This window comes from Streptomyces camelliae, assembly GCF_027625935.1.
GTDB classification, from domain to species: domain Bacteria; phylum Actinomycetota; class Actinomycetes; order Streptomycetales; family Streptomycetaceae; genus Streptomyces; species Streptomyces camelliae.
In genome coordinates, this window is record NZ_CP115300.1 from 1193962 (window position 1) to 1211554 (window position 17593).

The following is a 17593-nucleotide window of genomic DNA, read 5'->3' on the forward strand; positions in this document are numbered from 1 at the left end:
CGCCGTTCAGGCCACGCTGAGCACGATCTTGCCCCGGTTGCCCCGGCTCTCCAGCCGCTCGTGCGCCTCCCGCGCCCGCTCCAGCGGCAGTACCGTCTCGACCGGCACCCGGTAGCGGCCCGCGGCCACTCGCTCGGCGAGTTCGCGCAGGTCGGGGCGGGGATCGTAGCCGTGGATCTGCAGGTTGGTGAGCTGGAAGCCGAGGATCGCGATGTTCTTGGGGTAGAAGTCGCGGGTGTCCAGGGTGGTCGGCGCCAGGGCCACGTTGGCGAGGGAGACGACCCGGCCGCCGTGCGCGGTCTCGCACAGGCTCCGCCGCAGGGACGGGCCGCCCACGGTGTCGAGGACGACGTCGGCGCCGCGCCCGCCGGTCAGCCGCAGCACCTCCTCGACCTCCCCGTCGTCGGTGTGCCGGGAGGTGTCGACGACGACGTCGGCCCCGAACTCCCCTGCCCACGCGGACCGTTCGGCCGAGCCCGCGAGGGCGACGACCCGGGCACCGGCCTCGGCGGCGATCTGCACGGCCGCGGTGCCGACCCCGCTCGCCGCGGCCTTGACCACGACGGTCTCCCCCGCGGTGACCTTGGCCAGGCTGCGCAGGCAGTACCAGGCGGAGAGCCAGGCGATGGGCAGGGTCGCCGCCTCGACCGGGTCGAGCCCGTCGGGCCGTGCGGCCACCTGCCGGGCGGAGACCGCGGCCGACTCGGCGTAGTAACCGGGTGATTCGGCGCCGCCGAACGCGATCACCGGCTGCCCGACACGGAATCCGGTCACACCCTCGCCCAGCGCGGCCACCGTGCCGGCCGCCTCCGCGCCCGGGATCAGCGGGGGCCGGCCCGCCCGGTGATAGGAACCTGCGCGCAGCAGCGCGTCCGCGCGGTTCACGCCGGCCGCCGCGATCCGCACCAGCACCTGTCCCGGACCGGGCACCGGGTCCGGCACCTCCACCGGCACCAGCACCTCGGGCCCGCCGAACTCCTCGATCCGCACCGCACGCATGACACACCCACCCTGCTCGGAGGACTCCGGCGCACACCACGGGCACCGGCGGGCGAGGCCTTCGGCACCCGGCGCTGACACCGGTTGAAGTGGTGTCACTCTGCGACACTGGTTCAACCAGTGTCAAGACACCGTGTGAAACGGTGTCACGCGCTAGGCTTGCCCGCATGACCCAGCCAGCGGATCCCGCACTCGCCTTTCCCTTCGTCGGCGGCCGCCCCTGCCTCGACTTCGTCGCCACGCTCGGCAAGCGGCACGCCACCCCCGTGGAGCGGATCCCCGACCCCGCCGCCCTGGCCCGCTGGATCACCGAGGCAGGCCTGGCGGTCGCGGACGAGCCGGCCCCGGTCGCCGTACGGGACCTCGCCGAGGCCCGGGCCCTGCGCGAGGCGGTGTACCGCGTGCTGCGGGCGGCCATGGCCGGGCGGGAGCCGGAGACGGCCGACGTGGCACTGGTCAACGAGGTCGCGGCCCGGCCCGACCTCGCGCCCCAGCTGGGCCGCCGGCGCTGGACGGCCCGCCGGCCGGCCCGAGCCGCTCTGGCCACCGTGGCCCGCGATGCCGTCCTGCTGATCGGCGGCCCGCTGCTGGAGCGGGTCAAGGAGTGCGGCAACCCGGACTGCTCCCTGCTCTTCCTCGACGACTCCCAGGCCCGCCGGCGCCGCTGGTGCTCCATGGAGCGCTGCGGCAACCTGGCGAAGATCGCCGGCTACCGCTCACGCAACCGGGCGACGACCGGGCCCTAGGCCCCGGACGAGCGGCGGCCTCGCGTCACCCCGACCGGGCGCGTTCGACGGGTCCGGGGAACGGGAAGAGGCCAAGGGATGCACGTCGTACGGAAGTGGTCCGCGGGGCTGCTGCGTCTGCTGGAGCGTCGCCGGGAGCCGGTGGTCGTCCAGACGCTGCGGTCGGCCACGGCTGCGACGATCGCCTATGTCATCGCCCTGCGGCTGAGCCCGGAGCCGGCGCCGCTGACCGCGCCGCTGACGGCGCTGCTGGTCGTCCAGGTGACCTTCTACGCCACCCTCACCAACGGCATCCGGCGGGTGAACTCGGTGGTGGCCGGGGTGCTGGTCGCCATCGCCTTCAGCGTGCTGGTGGGGCTGACCTGGTGGAGCCTCGCGCTGCTGATCGTGGCCTCGCTGGCCGTCGGGCACCTGGTGCGGGTCGACGAGTACGTGGCCGAGGTGGCGATCAGCGCCATGCTGGTGCTCGGGGTCACCACCGTCGGCTTCACCGCCTGGGCGCGGATCGTGGAGACGCTGATCGGCGCGGTCGTCGGCACGGCCTGCAATCTGCTGCTGTCACCCCCGGTGTGGGTGGACGAGGCGGGCCGCTCGATCGAGGACCTGGCCCGCCGGCTGCGGCAGCTGATGCTGCGGATGGGTGAGGAGGCCGCGGGCGGCACCCCCTGGCAGCGGGCGGCCGAGCGGCTGCACGAGGCGCGGCGGCTGGATGCGCACATCGCCCAGGTGGACGCCTCGCTGCGCCAGGCCGAGGACAGCCTGCGGCTCAACCCCCGCGTCAAGGAGGGGCTGCTGCACCGGGTGGTGCTGCGCACCGGACTCGACACACTGGAGATCTGCACGGTGGTCCTGCGGGTGCTGGCCCGGTCCTTCACGGATCTGGCGAAGGCCCGCGGGTCGGAGGAACTGTTCCCGTCCGGCATCGGGCCGACCGTGGGGCAGCTGCTGTCCGAGATCGGCGACGCCGTCGTCAGCTTCGCGGTGCTGGTCACCACGCATCTGAGCGAGAACGCCGAGTCGGCCGAGGCGCGCCTGTCGGCCGAGCTGCACACGGCGGCCGGCACCCGGGACCGGCTGGCCGAGCTGCTGCGCGAGGAGGTCCACCGGGACTGGGCGAACTGGCAGCTGCTGGGCGCCGTGCTGACCGAGGCGAACCGGATCATCGACGAGCTGAACACCGAGCACCGCACCCGCCGCCTGCTGGAGGAGCTGGACCGGGTCTCCCGGGAGCATCGGGCCAAGCTGCCGCGCATGACCCGGCTGCGCGAGCGCCTCGGCGTCCAGGAGGAGCTGTGGCGGAACCGTGCGGGGTTCGGCGAGCGTTCTCGCTGAAAGAGCACGAAGAACACGGCGAGGGGGACGACCGGATGACCGGTTCCGGAGTACGGATCGACGGGAACACGCTGCGCCTGCCGGGCGGGGCGGCGGTGCGGTTCATCCGCACCCTGCGGCTGCCCGAAACGGGCACGCATCCGCTGCCGCCGGGGCTGGGCGAGTTCCCCGTCCGGCGGATCGCCGACTACGCCGACCGGGTGCCCGAGCAGTGGCGGGCGCGCGGCGGTGTGATGCTGCCGATGTATCTGCGCGAGGCGATGTGGCTGAGCTTCTCCGGGACGACCGAGCCGGCCGCGCTCCAGGTCGGCGTCGGCAAGGTGTGCGCGGTCTCCGGCAAGCCGTGGAGCGACCGTCTCGGCCGGGATCCGCAGAATTACGTCGTGCTGCCCCGCCAGCCCTGGCTGGACGGCATCAACTCCGGGAAGGGCACCGTCCGGCAGTTCGTCGCTGTGCCGCTGGGGCTCGGCGCGACGGTGGAGGGGCAGGTCAGCGGCGAGGAGGTGTGGGGCGGAGTGCAGCTCCAGTCGTTCCAGCTGCGCGACGACCTGCTCGCCGAGTGGCGGCGCCGTGAGCAGGCGAAGCAGGAGGCCCGGCGCAGGGCCCTGGCGGTCGGCCCGTCGGGCGGGTACGGCGCGCCGATGATGATGTCCGCGCCGGGGGCGCCCGCACCCGGCGGGGCCGGGCCCCTGCCCGCCGCCCTGGGTCTCGGGGTGGGCGGTTCGATGCGCCAGGAGGTGTACCGGGACGACCGGCCGCTCACCGACTGGTCCGAGCGGCCCGCCGGGCGCGTGTTCGTGCATCTGGTCACGCCGCCCGACTGGCGGCGCATCACCGGCGAGGCGCCCCCGCCGTCACCGGTGGACCGAGCCGCGTACACGAGGGCGGGCCTGCCCTGGTACGACTACTACGACGACGGTGCCGCGGATCTGGCCCCGGCCGAGACCCTCCAGGAGGTCAAGCCGGTCGGCGACTGGCTCGGCGACGACCTGGACCCGTGGCAGGCGCCGTCCGCCGGTCAGGTGAAGCCGCTGAAGGACGCCCCGGGCAAGCCGGTCGAGGACGGCGAATGGTGACACATCGGCGTGGCACCGTGCGCAACTCCCGTTGCGATGCTTGCCGTTGGCGGTCGGCCGGGTCAAGGTGGCTGTCACGACCGGGGCGAGCGACGACCTGAGGTGCGGGATGGACGCGGAGGCAGCGGCGGGCAGCGGGCGCTGGAGCAGGCGCCGGTTCGTCGGGGCGGTGGCGGGCACGGCGGCCGTGGTGGCGGTGCCCGCTCCGGCGCCGGCCCCTGGGGAACCCGCCCCTGACGACCCGCCGACCCGGACCCGCCCGCTGTACGTGGGCACCTACACCTCCGTCGACGGCGGCGGCGCCGGCCTCGGTCTGGCCGCGTACGACCCGGTGACCGGCCGGATCTCCGGGTCCGGCACGCTCACCGGGGTCCCCGACCCGTCGTATCTCGCCGTACATCCGGACCGGCGCACGCTGTACGCGGTGGACGAGCGGGACGACGGCGGGGTGACGGCCGTACGCCTCGCGGACCGGCGGATCCTCGGCGCCCGGAGTACGGGCGGCGCGGGCCCCTGCCATCTGTCGGTGCATCCGTCCGGGCGCTGGCTGCTGAGCGCGAACTACGGGTCGGGCAGCGTGGCCGTGCACCCGATCGACGCCTCGGGTGCCCTCGGCGAGCGCTCCGACCTGGTCACGCACAGCTCGCCGGCCCCAGGACCGGGTCAGCAGGGGCCGCACGCCCATCAGTTCGTCACGAGCCCGGACGGCGGCCATGTCCTCGCGGTCGATCTCGGCACCGACACCGTCTACACCTATCGTCTGGATCCGGCGCAGGGCACGCTCACGGAGGTGGCCCAGGCGCACACCCGGCCCGGGGCGGGGCCGCGCCATCTGGCCTTCCATCCAGGCGGGCGGTACGCGTATCTGGCCAACGAGGTGGACGACACGGCCGCCGTCTGCGCCTACGATCCCGGCTCCGGGCGGCTGACGATCGGCGCGCCGCAGTCCACGGGGTCGGACGGCGGCACCGCCAATTACCCGGCGCAGTTCGTGGTGACGGCGAACGGCCGGTACGCGTTCCTGGCCAACCGGGGCCACGACTCTCTCGCGCGGTACGCGGTCGAGGCCGGCGGGGCCCGGCTGCGGCTGCTCGGCACGGTGCCGGTCGGCGGCGACTTCCCGCGGCAGATCGCCCTCTCGCCGGACGGCGCCCTGCTGTTCGCGGCGAACCAGCGCTCGGGCACGGTCACCGTCTTCCACGTCGACTCCTCGACCGGCGAACTCGGTCCGGCCGGCGAGCCGTTCGCCTCACCGGTCGCCGTCTGCGCGCTGCCGCTGTAGCGCGCGAGGGCAGCCGGCGGCGCTCGCCCGGGCGAGCAGGGCGTGCATGCGCTCGGTGAGCTGGGCGACATCGTCGGCGGGCGCGTGGAAGGGCAGGCGTACGTCGCCGTGGGCGCGGGGGCGCTCGATGCGCAGGGTCAGCCCGTGCCGGTCGACGGCGAGGGGCAGCACCCGGGTCGCGGCGTGCAGGCTCTCGGGGCGCACCAGGCGGGTGAGCCGTTCGACGGCGTCCGGGTGGGCGTCGGCGAGGTGGGTCAGCAGCCGGGCCTCGGCGGCGACGAGGGGGTCGGGCCGGGCGGCGGCGAACTCGTCGAGGCCGACGACCACGGCCCCGGAGGACTGCCGCAGCACCACCCGGGTGGGCCTCAGCAGCAGCTCGCCTGCGTCCGCGGCGAACCAGCCGGCGAGGTGGAGCCGGGCCCGGATCCGGCCCCGCACCGGGACGGGGGCCACGTCGGCGAACTCCAGCACGGCGGACGGCTCCTGGCGCGGGGCGCAGACGGCGGCGGTGAGCAGGGCGCTGTCGTCGGGCACCGCGAGCCGCACCGCGCCCTCGTCGGTCACGGTGTGCGCGCCGACGTACTCCTCGCGGGCGCCGTCCGCGGTCACCGCGCACGACCAGGCGGCGGCCAGCACCGACCGCGCCCGCTCCGCCGCGCCGGGTGCGGCCGTCCAGTCCTGCGTGTCGCCCATCCCGTCACCCATCCCGAGACCTCCTTAGGTAAGCCTTGCCTAACCTATCGGAGATCAGGGTGTGCGCCAACCACACCCCGCCGGGTACGGCTCAGGCGATGACCCCCAGCAGCGCCCGTGCGCACAGATCGCGCACCTGCTCCTGGCTCAGCTCCCCCTCGCGCAGCCACTCCAGGCACACGGCCGTGGTGAAGGCGAGCCAGCCGCGCACCGCCAGCCGCGCCTGGGGAGCGCTCTCGAAGACGGGCCCGAACTCGGGGTCGGCGGCCAACGCGGCCAGGATCTGCTCCTCCTGTGCGGCCAGGGCCCGCCGGTAGACCCGGCGCACGGCCTGGTCACCGGCCGCGTCGGCGCGGTGGAAGGCGCGGAAGCCGTGGGCGTGGGCCTGGACATAGCCGAGATAGACGTCGAGGCCGGCGGCGAGCTGCTCGCGCACCGGGACGCCCGGCACGGCCGCCGTCATGCGCAGCATCCGCTCGCTCTCGCGCTCCACGACCGCCGCGAAGAAGTCCCGTTTGGTCGGGAAGTAGTGGTACAGCAGCCCGCGGGAGACCCCGGCGATCTCGGCGACCTGCTCGATCCACACCTCGTCGTAGGGGCTCTCCGAGAACAGCTTCGCGCCGACCGACAGCAGCTGCTCACGGCGTTCCCCGGTGCTGAGCCGGCGCCGGGCTCGCTCCCCCTGGTTGGCGGACATGCCGTCACTTTACTTGACGTCGGTTCAACAACCGGATCAGACTGGAACCGGTTATTGAACTCACGTACAACACGTGCGCGGCAACGACTCGGCGGTTCGCTGGATCAAGGGAGATCGGCGTCATGGCGGATACGACGGACACCGGGGAAGCCGGTCTGCCAAGGGGTTTCCGGGGTGCCGAGCTGGGCTGGCCGGAGCTGGACCGCATCCCGCATCCGCCGCGCCGGGTGCCGCTGCTCGGCGACGTCCTCGGCGTGAACCGGCGCACGCCCGTGCAGGACTCCATGCGCTTCGCGCGCGAGCTGGGCCCGATCTTCCGGCGGCGGGCCTTCGGCAAGGAGTTCGTGTTCGTGTGGGGAGCCCGGCTCGCCGCCGACATCGCCGACGAGTCCCGGTTCGCCAAGCACGTCGGGCTTGGCGTGGCCAATCTGCGGCCCGTAGCCGGGGACGGGCTGTTCACCGCCTACAACCACGAGCCCAACTGGCAGCTGGCCCACGACGTCCTCGCACCCGGCTTCAGCCGGGAGGCCATGGCGGGCTACCACGGGATGATGCTGGCGGTCGCCGACCGGCTGACCGCGCACTGGGACCGGGAGGCGGCCGCCGGGCGCACGGTGGACGTGCCCGGGGACATGACCAAGCTGACCCTGGAGACGATCGCGCGCACCGGGTTCGGGCACGACTTCGGCTCCTTCGAGCGGGACCGGCCGCACCCCTTCGTCACCGCGATGGTCGGCACCCTCACCTATGCCCAGCGCCTGAACAGCGTGCCCGCGCCGGTCGCCCCGCTGCTGCTGCGCGCCGCCGCCCGGCACAACGCGGCCGACATGGCCCACCTCAACCGCACGGTCGACGATCTGGTCGCGGCCCGGCGCCGGTCCGGGCGGGGTGACGGCGACCTGCTGGACCGCATGCTGGAAACGGCCCACCCGGAGACCGGCGAGCGGCTGTCGGCGGAGAACGTCCGCAAGCAGGTGATCACGTTCCTGGTGGCGGGTCACGAGACCACCTCGGGCGCGCTCTCCTTCGCCCTGTACTACCTCGCCCGGCACCCGGAGATCGCCGCCCGTGCCCGTGCCGAGGTCGACCGCGTCTGGGGCGACACCGCACACCCCGCCTACGACCAGGTCGCCAAGCTGCGTTACGTCCGCCGGGTCCTGGACGAATCGCTGCGCCTGTGGCCGACCGCGCCCGCCTTCGCCCGCGAGGCCACGCAGGACACCGTGCTCGCCGGCGAACACCCGATGCGCCGGGGCGCCTGGGCCCTCGTCCTGACCCCGATGCTGCACCGCGACCCGGAGGTGTGGGGCGAGGACCCCGAGCGCTTCGACCCGGACCGCTTCGACGCGGGCGCCGTACGAGCCCGCCCCCCGCACACGTTCAAGCCCTTCGGCACCGGCGCCCGCGCCTGCATCGGCCGCCAGTTCGCCCTGCACGAGGCGACCCTGGTCCTCGGCCTGCTGCTCCGCCGCTACGACCTGAGGGCCGACCCCGCTTACCGATTGAGGGTCACTGAGCGGCTGACGGTGATGCCGGAGGGATTGAGGCTGGGTCTGGATCAGCGCCCCGAAGGGGCGCGCGGCTGTGCTGAATCTGCGGCTGCCGCCACGCGGGCGCGCGACACCACAACGGCGCCGCAGCCGGATGCCTCACCCGCTGGTTGCCCAGTGCACCGGACAGGTGACTGACCCCGGCAACCGAGTACCGGCACTGCCCCGCGCAGCATTCACCTGCGGCTGGGTGAGAAAGAACGCACCGGTGAGGTCCGCGTCGGTCAAGTCCGCGTCCCGCAGATCCGCGCCGATCATGTCCGTATCGCGCAGATCCGCACCGGTGAGGTCCGCGGCGATGAGATACGCGCCCCGCAGACTCGCCCCGCGCAGGTCGGCGCCGCGGAGCCGGGCCCCGATGAGGTCCGCGCCCCGCCGGTCCTTCCTCTTGCCCTTCTTGCCGCCCGCGCGGGCCAGTTCGCTGGTGCGCAGCAGGAGCACATTGACCCGCTGCCGGTGCGCGGCCACGTCCAGCGCGGCCAGCTCCTCGGGGGTCTGCCGGGTCAGCCGTTCGGTCTCCTCCAGGGCCTTGCGCAGGTCGGCGTGGACGGGCCGGGCGGCGGGCAGGCCGAGCGCCTCGGTCAGGTACCAGAGCAGCTCGTGCAGCTGCCGTACGACCGGGAAGGTGTCGAACATCCGGCGGGTGTGTTCCGCGGAGCCGGTACGCCAGTCCTGCCCGGCGAAGGTGACCTGCGAGACCTTCTGGCCGGCGCCGAAACAGTCGTAGACCGTGCAGCCGGTGAATCCCTTCGTCCGCAGCTCGGCGTGGATGCCGCAGCGGTGGTCGCCCTGGAGGTTCGGGCACGGCGTGCCCGCGGGCTTGTTCAGGGCGAAGTCGGCGGACTTGGCGAAGGGCAGGGCGACACAGCACAGCCCGAAGCACTGGGCGCAGTCACCGCGCAGATCGGCGAGGTCGGCTATCAGTTCCGGCATGGCAGCAAGCCTACTGACCTGCGGGAGCGCTCTTTCCCCCGCCGTGCAGCGCGCGGTCGCGGACCAGTGCGATGGCGCTCGTGGTCAGATCCGGGTCGTGGATCATGATGTAGTGACCGCTGCCGGTGGCGATGAGGTGCGGAGTCTGCGGTTCCAGACCGACCAGGGTGTCCTGGGCCTTGGGCCAGACCGACTCCACTGTGTCCATGACGTTCTTCGGTGTGCCCGAGGGGGCCGCGAACGGCTCGGACTTGCTGAGCACCGCCGCGGGCACGTGGGGCAGCGGTTTCGCCCCGTTCACCGCCGTGACCGCCCCGTCGACGTCCACCTGCTCGAACTTCGGATCATGGTCGAACGGCGTGCCCGGACGGGCCAGCACCTTCAGATAGGCCTGCCAGTCGCCGCCCATCAGCTTCTTCAGGTCCGCCCCGAAGGCGTCCACGAACACCAGTCCGGCCACCTGGCCCGGATGCTGTTGCGCGTACAGGCGGATCACCATGCCGCCGAAGGAGTGACCGGCCAGCACATACGGCCCCGGGACCTTCGCCGCCTTCAGCAGCTTGTCCAGGTCGCCGGACATGCCGGCCAGGGACCGGGTGCCGGTGACGTCGGTGCTCCGGGTCGTCAGCGTGGGCTTGCGCGTGTTGCGCAGGGTGCCGGGCCGGTCGTAGGCGCAGACCCGGGTGAAGGACGCGACGCCGTCGAACACGGAGGGCCGCGGCGGCACGGGCGGCTTGGTGTCGGTGACGCTCCAGGTGTCCGACGACTCGTGCAGCCCGGACTCCAGGATCACTGTGGGGGTGCCACTGCCCTTGCAGTGCAGGTAGAGCCCACGGCCGCCGCCGATGTCGACCCGGCCGGAGAACTCCGTGCCCGAGGACGGCGAGGGGGTGCCGGTCGGGGCGGCGGTCGCCCCGGCGCAGCCCGCCAGCGCGAGCCCGGCGCACAACAGCCACGGCAGCCACGGCAGCTTCGTCAGCCTCGGGAGGAGAATTTTCGCACTCACGCCTCCACTGTCACCGCACCTCGGCCCGTCCGCCACGCGGCGTGACCGCTCACACCGCCTCCTCGGCCTTCCCCCGGGCCATTCGTTCGACCGCCGCCAGCACGCGGCCCGCGCCGTCCTCGCCGGCCATGTGCCGGGCGGCCCGCGCGGCGGCCCGGGTGTACGACTGCTGCCGGGTGACCAGGCCGAGCGCGCCGGCGAGCCGGTCGGCGGTGAGGTCACGCAGGGGGATCGGGGCGGGTGCGGCGCCGAGCGCGGCGAGCCGGGCGGCCCAGAACGGCTGGTCCGCCGTGACCGGCACCGCGACGGCCGGGACCCCGGCCCGCAGCGCGGCGGCCGTGGTGCCCGCTCCGGCGTGGTGGACGACGGCGGCCAGGCGCGGGAGGAGCAGGGCGTGCGGCAGGTCGCCGACGGTCAGGACGTCGTCCCCGTCGGCGGCGAGCCCGGCGGCTCCGGACTGCAGGATGCCGCGCAGCCCGGCCCGCCGCAGGGCGCGTACGGCGATCCCGGTGAGCCGTTCGCCCTGGCCGCTCGCCATGCTGCCGAAGCCGACGAGCACCGGCCGGGGTCCGGCCCGCAGGAAGTCCTCGACAGCGGCGGGCAGGTGCTCGTCGGCGCCGACGTACGGCCAGAAGGTGCCGGCGACCTCAAGACCGGGCCGCCAGTCGGCGGGGCGGGGCACGAGGGCCGTGCTGAAGCCGTGCAGCACGGGCCAGTCCGCCCGCTCCAGGCGCCGGCGCAGCGCGCCCGTGGACCGGGGCGGCAGTCCGAGGTCGCGGCGCAGCTCGGTGACGGCCTGTGTGTAGATCCGGTCGACCATGCGCAGGGCGAACCGGCCGGCCAGCCGGTTTCCGGTGCGGCCCAGCGGGCGGGCGGCCATGACCGCGGGCGGGAAGTCACCGGTCGGCGTGTTCGGCTGGAGGTACGCGCCCAGGCTCGGGATGCCGGTGGCCTCGGAGAGCTGCCAACCGAGCGGGGCCGTCGTGGCCGACAGCACCAGCAGATCCGTCCCCTCGGCGACCGCGTCGGCGAAGCCGCGGCCGAGTTCCGTGACGAACGAGGCCGCCGTACGCATCAGTTCGCGTCCGCCGGCGGCGCTCCCGTGGGCGCGCGGGTCGGCGGGCAGCCGCCGGAAGTCCAGCCCGGCGCGGTCGGCGAGGGCGGCGAAGGTGTCGCCGGCGGCCAGGGTGACCTCGTGTCCGGCGGCGGCCAGCCGGGCGCCCAGGCCGGTGTAGGGGGCGACGTCGCCGCGTGATCCGGCCGCGGCGATCAGGATTCTCATGGGTGCTCCTCGTCGTCGGTGCGGGAGCCGTCACGGCGGGCGGCGTTGGCGTGGATCGCCTTGCTCACATAGGCGGCGAGGCCGGGGCGTTGCTGTGACGGCGGGACGAGGAGGGCGAAGGCACGCGGGTCGGCGCCGACGTCGTCGGCGATACGCCGGTGCATGTCCGGCGGGCAGGGGGCGAACCAGCGGCTGAGGTGGCGGCGGTGCTCCTCGGCGAGGTCCGTCGCCCGCTCCCCGTCGGCCGGCTCACCGGCGTCGAAGACGGCGAGCAGCCGGTCCCGCCAGGCGGCGGCCTCGCTCATGATCCGCCGCCAGTCCTCCTTGGTGTGGGCGTCTGCCCGTGCCATCGCCTCGCGGTAGGCGGCCGAGTCCCGCCACTTCAGCTGCGCCTCGGTGGCGTAGCTGAGGTCGAAGGAGATCTCGCCGAAGACCTCGAAGCGTTCCTCGGGCGTGAGCGTCACGCCGGTCCGCTGCACCTCGATGGCCTGCTCGGCCACCTCGGCCAGGCGCTCCAGCCGGTCGATCTCCTCCCGCAACCGCCGCTGCCGGGACCGCAGATGGTGCAGGGCGTTCGCCTGCGGGTCGCGCAGGATGACGGCGATCTCGTCGAGCGGGAAGCCCAGTTCCCGGTAGAAGAGGATCTGCTGGAGCCGGGCCAGGTCGGCGTCGCCGTAGGAGCGGTAACCGGCGGGGCTGCGGTCGCTCGGCGAGAGCAGTCCCGCCTTGTCGTAGTGGTGCAGCGTCCGCACGGTCACCCCCGCGAACGCGGCGACCTGCCCCACCGAGTACCCCATGTGCCTGCCCTTTCGTCCGCTCACAGCATCGAGCCTGACGTAAGGGGAGGGTCAACTCCGAGCGGGCTACCGGCTGAAGACCTCGAAGGCCACCGCGGGTGTGCCGCCGAAGCGTGCGGCGTTGGCGGTGGTCTGCGTGGTCAGGAAGTCACGGACGTACGTCTCCGGGTCCTGCTGGGTCAACGCCTCGATGTAGGTGCGGTGTTCGAGCAGAGAGCGCACCGCACGCTCCAGGCCGGGGCCGGCGTCGACCGCGTGCGTGGGCCGGCCGGAGCCCGCGATCGCCACCCAGCGCACGCCGTTCCAGGGCTCCAGGCCCTGCTCGGTGAGTTCCGGGAAGATCCACCGGTTTCCGGCGTCCGCCGCCGCGTCCAGGGTGGCACGGCCGACGGCGACGTGATCCGGGGTGTTCCAGGCGACCTCGCCCCAGGTGTCGCGGTGGTTGAGGGTGATGACGAGCTCGGGGCGGTGGCGGCGGATCGCGGCGGCGATGTCGCGGCGCAGCGCGGGGCCGTACTCTATGACGCCGTCGCGGTGGTCGAGGAACTCCACGGTGCTGACGCCGACCGCCGCCGCGCCGGCCCGCTGCTCGCGCTCACGCAGCGCGCCGCAGACGGCGGGGTCGAGGGTGTCGATACCGGCCTCGCCGCGGGTCGCCAGCACATAGATGACGTCGCGGCCGCCGTCGGTCCAGCCCGCGATGGCGGCGGAGCAGCCGTACTCCAGGTCGTCGGGGTGGGCCACGACGCAGAGGGCGCGGTGCCAGTCCGTCGGCATGGGCTGAAGTTGGGTGATCTTCGGCTCGGTCATGGGCTGCACCCTAATCGTCTGCCCTCGTCTGCCGTCCGGCGGCTGCGGGTTCCTCGTGGTTTCTCGCGCCCGCGCGGCGGTAGCCGCACGTCGGACACGGCCCCGCGCCCCTTCGGGGGCTGCCTCACACCTCGTCTCTCGTCAGGGCCAGCAACCGATCCAGCACCCTCGGCGCCCCCGTCCGCAGCCCGTCGTGCTCGAACTCATCGGTGACCCACGTCCGCAGACCCCGGATCGCGCGCGCCGTCTCCAGGGAGTGCGCCGTGTCGACGTACATGTCGTCGTGGTAGATCGCGGCCGCCACCGGTACCTCGTTGGCGGCGAGGCGGGCCGGGTCGTACAGCGGGTGCCAGTCGGTGCGGGCGGCGAGGAGGCCGGCCGTGTCACGCAGGGGGCGCAGGGCGGGGTCGGCCTCGAACATCCAGGGGTGGACGGTCTCGCCGGTGAAGAACACCGGGGCGTCGCCCGCGAGGGCCTTCGCCGCGTCGAACTGGGGGAACTCGGCGCGGATCCGCTCGGCGGCCCAGGCGGTGGGGCGGCCGCCCTGGGCGTAGATCGACTCGTGGACGAGGGCGTAGAGGGGGTGGCCCGCGTACGACAGCAGGGACTGGGCCTGCTCCTGGAAGGCGTCGGACAGCTCCAGGCCGGCCGGGGTGCGCACGAAGGCGTCCTCCAGAAGGTGGTGCAGGCGGTGGCTGCCGTCGCTGGTGCCGAGCATCAGGCCCAGGGACTGGAAGGCCTCGGCCGTGAACCGGTAGCCGTTCGGGAGGACCACGTCGTGGGTGAGGAGGTGGTCGGCGATCCGGCGGGCCCGCTCGACGTCCTGCGGGTAGCGGGCGTAGTGCGCGGTGACCTTGCGCTCGACGCGCGGGTAGGCGGCGCGGTAGACGTCGTCGGCGTGGGCGTGCAGGGAGGGCAGGCCACCGGTGATGACGGCGGCGGCGAGACCCTCGGGGGCGAGGGAGAGATACGACACCGTGCAGAAGCCGCCGAAGCTCTGGCCGAGCACGGTCCAGGGGGCGCCGCCGGTGACCTCGGGGCGGATGGCCTCGCAGTCCCGGACGATGGAGTCGGCGCGGAAGTGGGTGAGGTAGGCGGCCTGCTCGGCGGGGCCGCCGCGCAGCGGGAGGGTCTGCCGGGTGGCGGGCGTGGAGCTGCCGGTGCCGCGCTGGTCGAGGAGGAGGACGCGGTAGTCCTTCAGGGCCCGGTCGAGCCAGGCCTGACGTCCGACGAAACGATTCGCCCCGAAGCCGGGACCGCCCTGGAGATAGAGGAGCCAGGGCAGGTCCTGCCCGGCCTTGTCGCTCGCGACCGCCTCACGTGCGTACAGCTCGATGGTCTCGCCGCCCGGGTCGGCATGGTCGAGGGGCACGGTGAAGCGGCGGTCGGTGAGGACGACACCAGGCTGGCGGTAGCTGAGGCTCAACGGGGCTCCCGGGACGGACGGTACGGACGCGACCCAGTTCAGCACATGACCGGGGCGCGAGCCGAGTCCGGGGATCACCGTTTCTTACTGACCCTCGGGTCAGCGCGCGGCGAGGCTGGAGCGGCGCACGACCAGCTCCGGCTGGAGCACCACGCGCCGGTGCTCGTGCGCCCGCTTGCCCTCGCCCTCCTCGGTCTCCTCCAGCAGCAGCTCGGCGGCGAGCGCGCCCATGGTGACGGCAGGCTGCCGTACGGAGGTCAGTGGTACGGCCGCCGCCGCCGCGAACTCGATGTCGTCGTAGCCGACGATCGCCAGGTCGTCCGGGACGGTCACGCCCGCCGCGTACATGGCCTGGAGCACGCCGAGGGCGAGCAGGTCGTTGGCGCAGAACACGGCGGTGGGGCGGTCGGCGAGGCCGAGCAGGCGGGCGCCCGCGTCCCGGCCGGCGGCCACGTCGAGGCGTTCGGTGGGCAGCTCGCGCAGCGCCTCGGGGCCGAGGCCGGCCTCGGCGAGCGCGTTCAGCGCGCCGGTGCGGCGGTCGCGGACCTGGTTCAGGCCGGGCGGCCCGCTGACGTAGGCGATCGAGCGGTGTCCGGCGTCCACCAGATGGCGCACGGCGAGGGCGCCGCCGGCGACGTCGTCCACGGAGACGGAGCACTCGGTGGTGCCCTCGGCGACCCGGTCGACCAGCACGAACGGGATGCCGTGCCGGCGGAAGGTCTCGATGTTGCGGCCGGTGGCGTCGGCCGGGGTGAGCAGCACGCCCCGCACCCGCTGCTCGGCGAACAGGGAGAGGTACTCGGCCTCCTCGGCGGCGTTCTGTGCGCTGTTGCAGACCATCACGCCGACCCCCGCCTCCCGGGCCGCCCGCTCCGCGCCGCGCGCCACGTCCACGAAGAAGGGGTTGCCCATGTCGAGGACGAGCAGGCCCATGATCCGGCTGCGGCCGGCGCGCAGCTGACGCGCGGACTCGCTGCGGACATAGCCGAGCCGGTCGATCGCGGACAGCACCCGGGCCCGGGTCTCACTGGCGACGGTGTCCGGGCGGTTGATGACGTTCGACACCGTGCCCACCGACACTCCGGCGGCGCGGGCGACGTCCTTGATACCCACCGACTGGGTCATCGGGCGAGGACCTCCAGGTGAACAAGGGGCGGCGGGCAGGGCTTCACATTACCGTCATCGCCCTGCCCGGCCCCGACCGGTCAGACGGGCAGAGCGAAGTCGACCACGTGGAGCGCCGAGGGGGTCGTCCCGGTCGACTTCTCCTGGTACATGAACGACAGCACGCCGTCCTGCGCGATCCGCGTCTCGTCGATCACGACCTCGCCGAAGGCGTTCAGGTCGCTGCCGTCGTACAGCAGTGCCCAGTCCGTGTAGCCGGAGGCCTTCGAGGCACCGGCGATGCGTCCGTACGGGAACACCGCGTAGGCGTTGTCGTAGCGGTCGAGGACGAGCTTGGTGCGCTGGCTGGAGTTCAGCGGGACGGGGATCTCGGTCTTCTGCCAGGTGCCCGCGGCGTTCTTGCGGACGTGGAAGGCGCGGCCGCTCGCCGTACGGTCGGCGACGTAGTCCGTGGTGCACTGGCCGAAGCGGCCGGGGACGTAGCTGATGATCGCGTGCGGGAGGCCGGCCGAGTCGGTGAACTGGCTCTCCTGGTTCATCAGGGAGTGGTCGGGGTTGAGGGGATCCACCACGAGCCCGCTGTCCGTGACGGCCACGGTGTCGGATCCGCCCGTGGTGCCCACGACGGTGCCCGCGTCGTTGCGCCAGGTGCGGCCGCGGTCGGTGGAGTAGACGTAGCCCGTGTCGTGGTTGGTGATGCCGCCGCTGTTGCACATCACGGCGGCGTTCTGTTCCCGCCAGGTGAAGAAGGCGTGCAGCCGGCCGTTCACGTCGTAGTCGATGCCGTGCAGATACATGTTGCGGGCGGTGCTGGAGCCGTGCTCGCTGGTGTAGGTGCCGGTCGAGCTGGTCCACTCCCCCAGCGCCGCCCAGGTCGAACCGTCGTACTCCGCCAGCGCGTTGCGGCCGTTGCCGGAGATGCCGGCCCGGTAGCTGAGCTGAAGCCTGCCCTCGGGGGTGGCGATGAACTGCGGGTAGGTGAACTGGGAGGTGAGGGCCAGCCCGTCGAGGGAGGTCTGTACGGCGCCGAAGACGGACGAGGTCCAGGCGGTCGACGCGGGGGTGTCCATGAGCCCCGCGACCGATTTGACGTAGAAGTAGCCGTTGCTGTGGGAGTCCATGTTCAGGTGCAGCCGGCCGTCGGCCTTGGAGACGCCCATGGAGATGACGTTGTGGGAATCGTCGCTCTTGAGCTGATGGGAGAGGGTGACCGTGGACCAGGTGGATCCGCCCAGGACGCGGCGGGCGACGACGGCGTTGCGGGTGGCGGTGTACCAGACCGCGTACTGGTAGCCCTTGTAGGTCAGCAGCCCGTTCTTCTGGAACGAGTTGTTGTTGACCAGGCCGTCGTAGGAGACGAAGTAGACGGCCTGGGCGTCGAGTCGAGTGCTGCCCCGCTCGGTGACCGACGGGCCGGGGGTGGCCGCCCGTGCCGTGCCCGGGGCGGCCACCGCCGCCGCGAGCGCGGTGGCCAGGACAGTGCGTCTTCTCATGGGTGCTCTCCAGGTCAGGCGAGGTGGAAGACTTCGGTGAGCGGTTTCATGGCCTCGTCGGGCCGGGCGCCGTCCAACGACTCGAAGAACGGCGCCATCTCGGCCTGCCAGCGGGCGTTGACGTCGGTGGCCTCCATGCCGGCCTGGGCGGCGGCGAAGTCCTCGGTCTCCAGATAGCCGACGAGCAGGCCGTCCTCGCGCAGGAAGAGCGAGTAGTTGTGCCAGCCCGTCGCCTTCAGGGCGTCGAGCATGTCCGGCCAGACGGCGGCGTGCCGCTCGCGGTACTCGTCGAGGCGGTCCGCCCGGACCTTCAGCAGGAAACACACGCGCTGCATCAACAGCCCCC

General features: G+C 73.3%; 17 protein-coding genes. 5 read left to right on the plus strand and 12 right to left on the minus strand.

Annotated features, from left to right (window positions below):
- Positions 1–6: 6 nt before the first annotated feature.
- Positions 7–999, minus strand: a complete 993-nt coding sequence (locus tag O1G22_RS05625) for a quinone oxidoreductase family protein (protein ID WP_270080272.1) — start codon at positions 997–999, stop codon at positions 7–9.
- A 167-nt stretch (positions 1000–1166) separates the two neighbouring features.
- Here O1G22_RS05625 and O1G22_RS05630 point away from each other — a divergent pair, with 167 nt between their 5' ends.
- The 4 genes from O1G22_RS05630 (at position 1167) to O1G22_RS05645 (ending at position 5435) form a co-directional block, all read left to right on the plus strand.
- The gene (locus O1G22_RS05630; protein ID WP_270080273.1) at positions 1167–1745 is read left to right on the plus strand and encodes a CGNR zinc finger domain-containing protein; all 579 of its coding nucleotides are present in this window, start codon (positions 1167–1169) and stop codon (positions 1743–1745) included.
- A gap of 78 nt (positions 1746–1823) precedes the next feature.
- Positions 1824–3077: an FUSC family protein gene (locus O1G22_RS05635; RefSeq protein WP_270080274.1), complete on the plus strand. Its 1254-nt coding sequence runs from the start codon at positions 1824–1826 to the stop codon at positions 3075–3077.
- 35 nt (positions 3078–3112) lie between these two features.
- Positions 3113–4153: a hypothetical protein gene (locus tag O1G22_RS05640; protein ID WP_270080275.1), complete on the plus strand. Its 1041-nt coding sequence runs from the start codon at positions 3113–3115 to the stop codon at positions 4151–4153.
- Positions 4154–4262: 109 nt separating this feature from the next.
- Positions 4263–5435, plus strand: coding sequence for a lactonase family protein (locus O1G22_RS05645; RefSeq protein WP_270080276.1), 1173 nt, complete (start codon positions 4263–4265; stop codon positions 5433–5435).
- Here O1G22_RS05645 and O1G22_RS05650 read toward each other — a convergent pair.
- Together O1G22_RS05650 and O1G22_RS05655 are read right to left on the minus strand one after the other, a co-directional pair.
- Entirely contained in the window at positions 5403–6128 is a 726-nt protein-coding gene (locus O1G22_RS05650; protein ID WP_270086342.1) for a DUF2470 domain-containing protein, read from the minus strand. The genes O1G22_RS05645 and O1G22_RS05650 overlap by 33 nt on opposite strands.
- A gap of 91 nt (positions 6129–6219) precedes the next feature.
- On the minus strand, positions 6220–6825 hold the full coding sequence (locus O1G22_RS05655) for a TetR/AcrR family transcriptional regulator (protein ID WP_270080277.1): 606 nt from the start codon (positions 6823–6825) through the stop codon (positions 6220–6222).
- A gap of 122 nt (positions 6826–6947) precedes the next feature.
- Here O1G22_RS05655 and O1G22_RS05660 point away from each other — a divergent pair, with 122 nt between their 5' ends.
- Positions 6948–8513 carry a cytochrome P450 gene (locus O1G22_RS05660; RefSeq protein ID WP_270080278.1) on the plus strand — a complete coding sequence of 522 codons (1566 nt, stop codon included), beginning with the start codon at positions 6948–6950 and terminating at the stop codon, positions 8511–8513.
- On the opposite strand, the gene O1G22_RS05665 is transcribed toward O1G22_RS05660, so the two are convergent.
- The 9 genes from O1G22_RS05665 to O1G22_RS05705 all read right to left on the minus strand — a co-directional run bounded on the left by O1G22_RS05665 (position 8475) and on the right by O1G22_RS05705 (position 17582).
- Entirely contained in the window at positions 8475–9308 is an 834-nt protein-coding gene (locus O1G22_RS05665; protein WP_270080279.1) for a pentapeptide repeat-containing protein, read from the minus strand. The two genes, O1G22_RS05660 and O1G22_RS05665, sit on opposite strands and share 39 nt — an antisense overlap.
- Positions 9309–9318: 10 nt before the next feature.
- Positions 9319–10314: an alpha/beta fold hydrolase gene (locus O1G22_RS05670; RefSeq protein ID WP_270080280.1), complete on the minus strand. Its 996-nt coding sequence runs from the start codon at positions 10312–10314 to the stop codon at positions 9319–9321.
- 49 nt (positions 10315–10363) lie between these two features.
- Positions 10364–11596, minus strand: a complete 1233-nt coding sequence (locus O1G22_RS05675; protein WP_270080281.1) for a glycosyltransferase — start codon at positions 11594–11596, stop codon at positions 10364–10366.
- Positions 11593–12393: a MerR family transcriptional regulator gene (locus tag O1G22_RS05680; protein ID WP_270086343.1), complete on the minus strand. Its 801-nt coding sequence runs from the start codon at positions 12391–12393 to the stop codon at positions 11593–11595. Before O1G22_RS05680 ends, O1G22_RS05675 begins: the two co-directional genes overlap by 4 nt.
- A 66-nt stretch (positions 12394–12459) precedes the next feature.
- Positions 12460–13203: a PIG-L deacetylase family protein gene (locus O1G22_RS05685; RefSeq protein ID WP_270080282.1), complete on the minus strand. Its 744-nt coding sequence runs from the start codon at positions 13201–13203 to the stop codon at positions 12460–12462.
- A gap of 124 nt (positions 13204–13327) precedes the next feature.
- Positions 13328–14629, minus strand: a complete 1302-nt coding sequence (locus tag O1G22_RS05690) for an alpha/beta fold hydrolase (RefSeq protein WP_270080283.1) — start codon at positions 14627–14629, stop codon at positions 13328–13330.
- Between the two features lie 99 nt (positions 14630–14728).
- On the minus strand, positions 14729–15754 hold the full coding sequence (locus tag O1G22_RS05695; RefSeq protein WP_270080284.1) for a LacI family DNA-binding transcriptional regulator: 1026 nt from the start codon (positions 15752–15754) through the stop codon (positions 14729–14731).
- Between the two features lie 80 nt (positions 15755–15834).
- Positions 15835–17247, minus strand: coding sequence for a BNR repeat-containing protein (locus O1G22_RS05700; protein WP_270080285.1), 1413 nt, complete (start codon positions 17245–17247; stop codon positions 15835–15837).
- A 14-nt stretch (positions 17248–17261) separates the two neighbouring features.
- On the minus strand, positions 17262–17582 hold the full coding sequence (locus O1G22_RS05705; RefSeq protein ID WP_270080286.1) for an L-rhamnose mutarotase: 321 nt from the start codon (positions 17580–17582) through the stop codon (positions 17262–17264).
- Positions 17583–17593 lie beyond the last annotated feature (11 nt).

Excerpts from the sequence above, each read along its gene's own strand:
- O1G22_RS05700 (WP_270080285.1), bottom strand. The coding sequence starts at position 17,247 with ATGAGAAGACGCACTGTCCTGGCCACCGCGCTCGCGGCGGCGGTGGCC.
- O1G22_RS05630 (WP_270080273.1), top strand. The coding sequence starts at position 1,167 with ATGACCCAGCCAGCGGATCCCGCACTCGCCTTTCCCTTCGTCGGCGGC.
- O1G22_RS05665 (WP_270080279.1), bottom strand. The coding sequence starts at position 9,308 with ATGCCGGAACTGATAGCCGACCTCGCCGATCTGCGCGGTGACTGCGCC.
- O1G22_RS05675 (WP_270080281.1), bottom strand. The coding sequence starts at position 11,596 with ATGAGAATCCTGATCGCCGCGGCCGGATCACGCGGCGACGTCGCCCCC.
- O1G22_RS05650 (WP_270086342.1), bottom strand. The coding sequence starts at position 6,128 with ATGGGCGACACGCAGGACTGGACGGCCGCACCCGGCGCGGCGGAGCGG.
- O1G22_RS05640 (WP_270080275.1), top strand. The coding sequence starts at position 3,113 with ATGACCGGTTCCGGAGTACGGATCGACGGGAACACGCTGCGCCTGCCG.
- O1G22_RS05660 (WP_270080278.1), top strand. The coding sequence starts at position 6,948 with ATGGCGGATACGACGGACACCGGGGAAGCCGGTCTGCCAAGGGGTTTC.
- O1G22_RS05705 (WP_270080286.1), bottom strand. The coding sequence starts at position 17,582 with ATGCAGCGCGTGTGTTTCCTGCTGAAGGTCCGGGCGGACCGCCTCGAC.
- O1G22_RS05685 (WP_270080282.1), bottom strand. The coding sequence starts at position 13,203 with ATGACCGAGCCGAAGATCACCCAACTTCAGCCCATGCCGACGGACTGG.
- O1G22_RS05625 (WP_270080272.1), bottom strand. The coding sequence starts at position 999 with ATGCGTGCGGTGCGGATCGAGGAGTTCGGCGGGCCCGAGGTGCTGGTG.
- O1G22_RS05645 (WP_270080276.1), top strand. The coding sequence starts at position 4,263 with ATGGACGCGGAGGCAGCGGCGGGCAGCGGGCGCTGGAGCAGGCGCCGG.
- O1G22_RS05695 (WP_270080284.1), bottom strand. The coding sequence starts at position 15,754 with ATGACCCAGTCGGTGGGTATCAAGGACGTCGCCCGCGCCGCCGGAGTG.
- O1G22_RS05635 (WP_270080274.1), top strand. The coding sequence starts at position 1,824 with ATGCACGTCGTACGGAAGTGGTCCGCGGGGCTGCTGCGTCTGCTGGAG.
- O1G22_RS05680 (WP_270086343.1), bottom strand. The coding sequence starts at position 12,393 with ATGGGGTACTCGGTGGGGCAGGTCGCCGCGTTCGCGGGGGTGACCGTG.
- O1G22_RS05655 (WP_270080277.1), bottom strand. The coding sequence starts at position 6,825 with ATGTCCGCCAACCAGGGGGAGCGAGCCCGGCGCCGGCTCAGCACCGGG.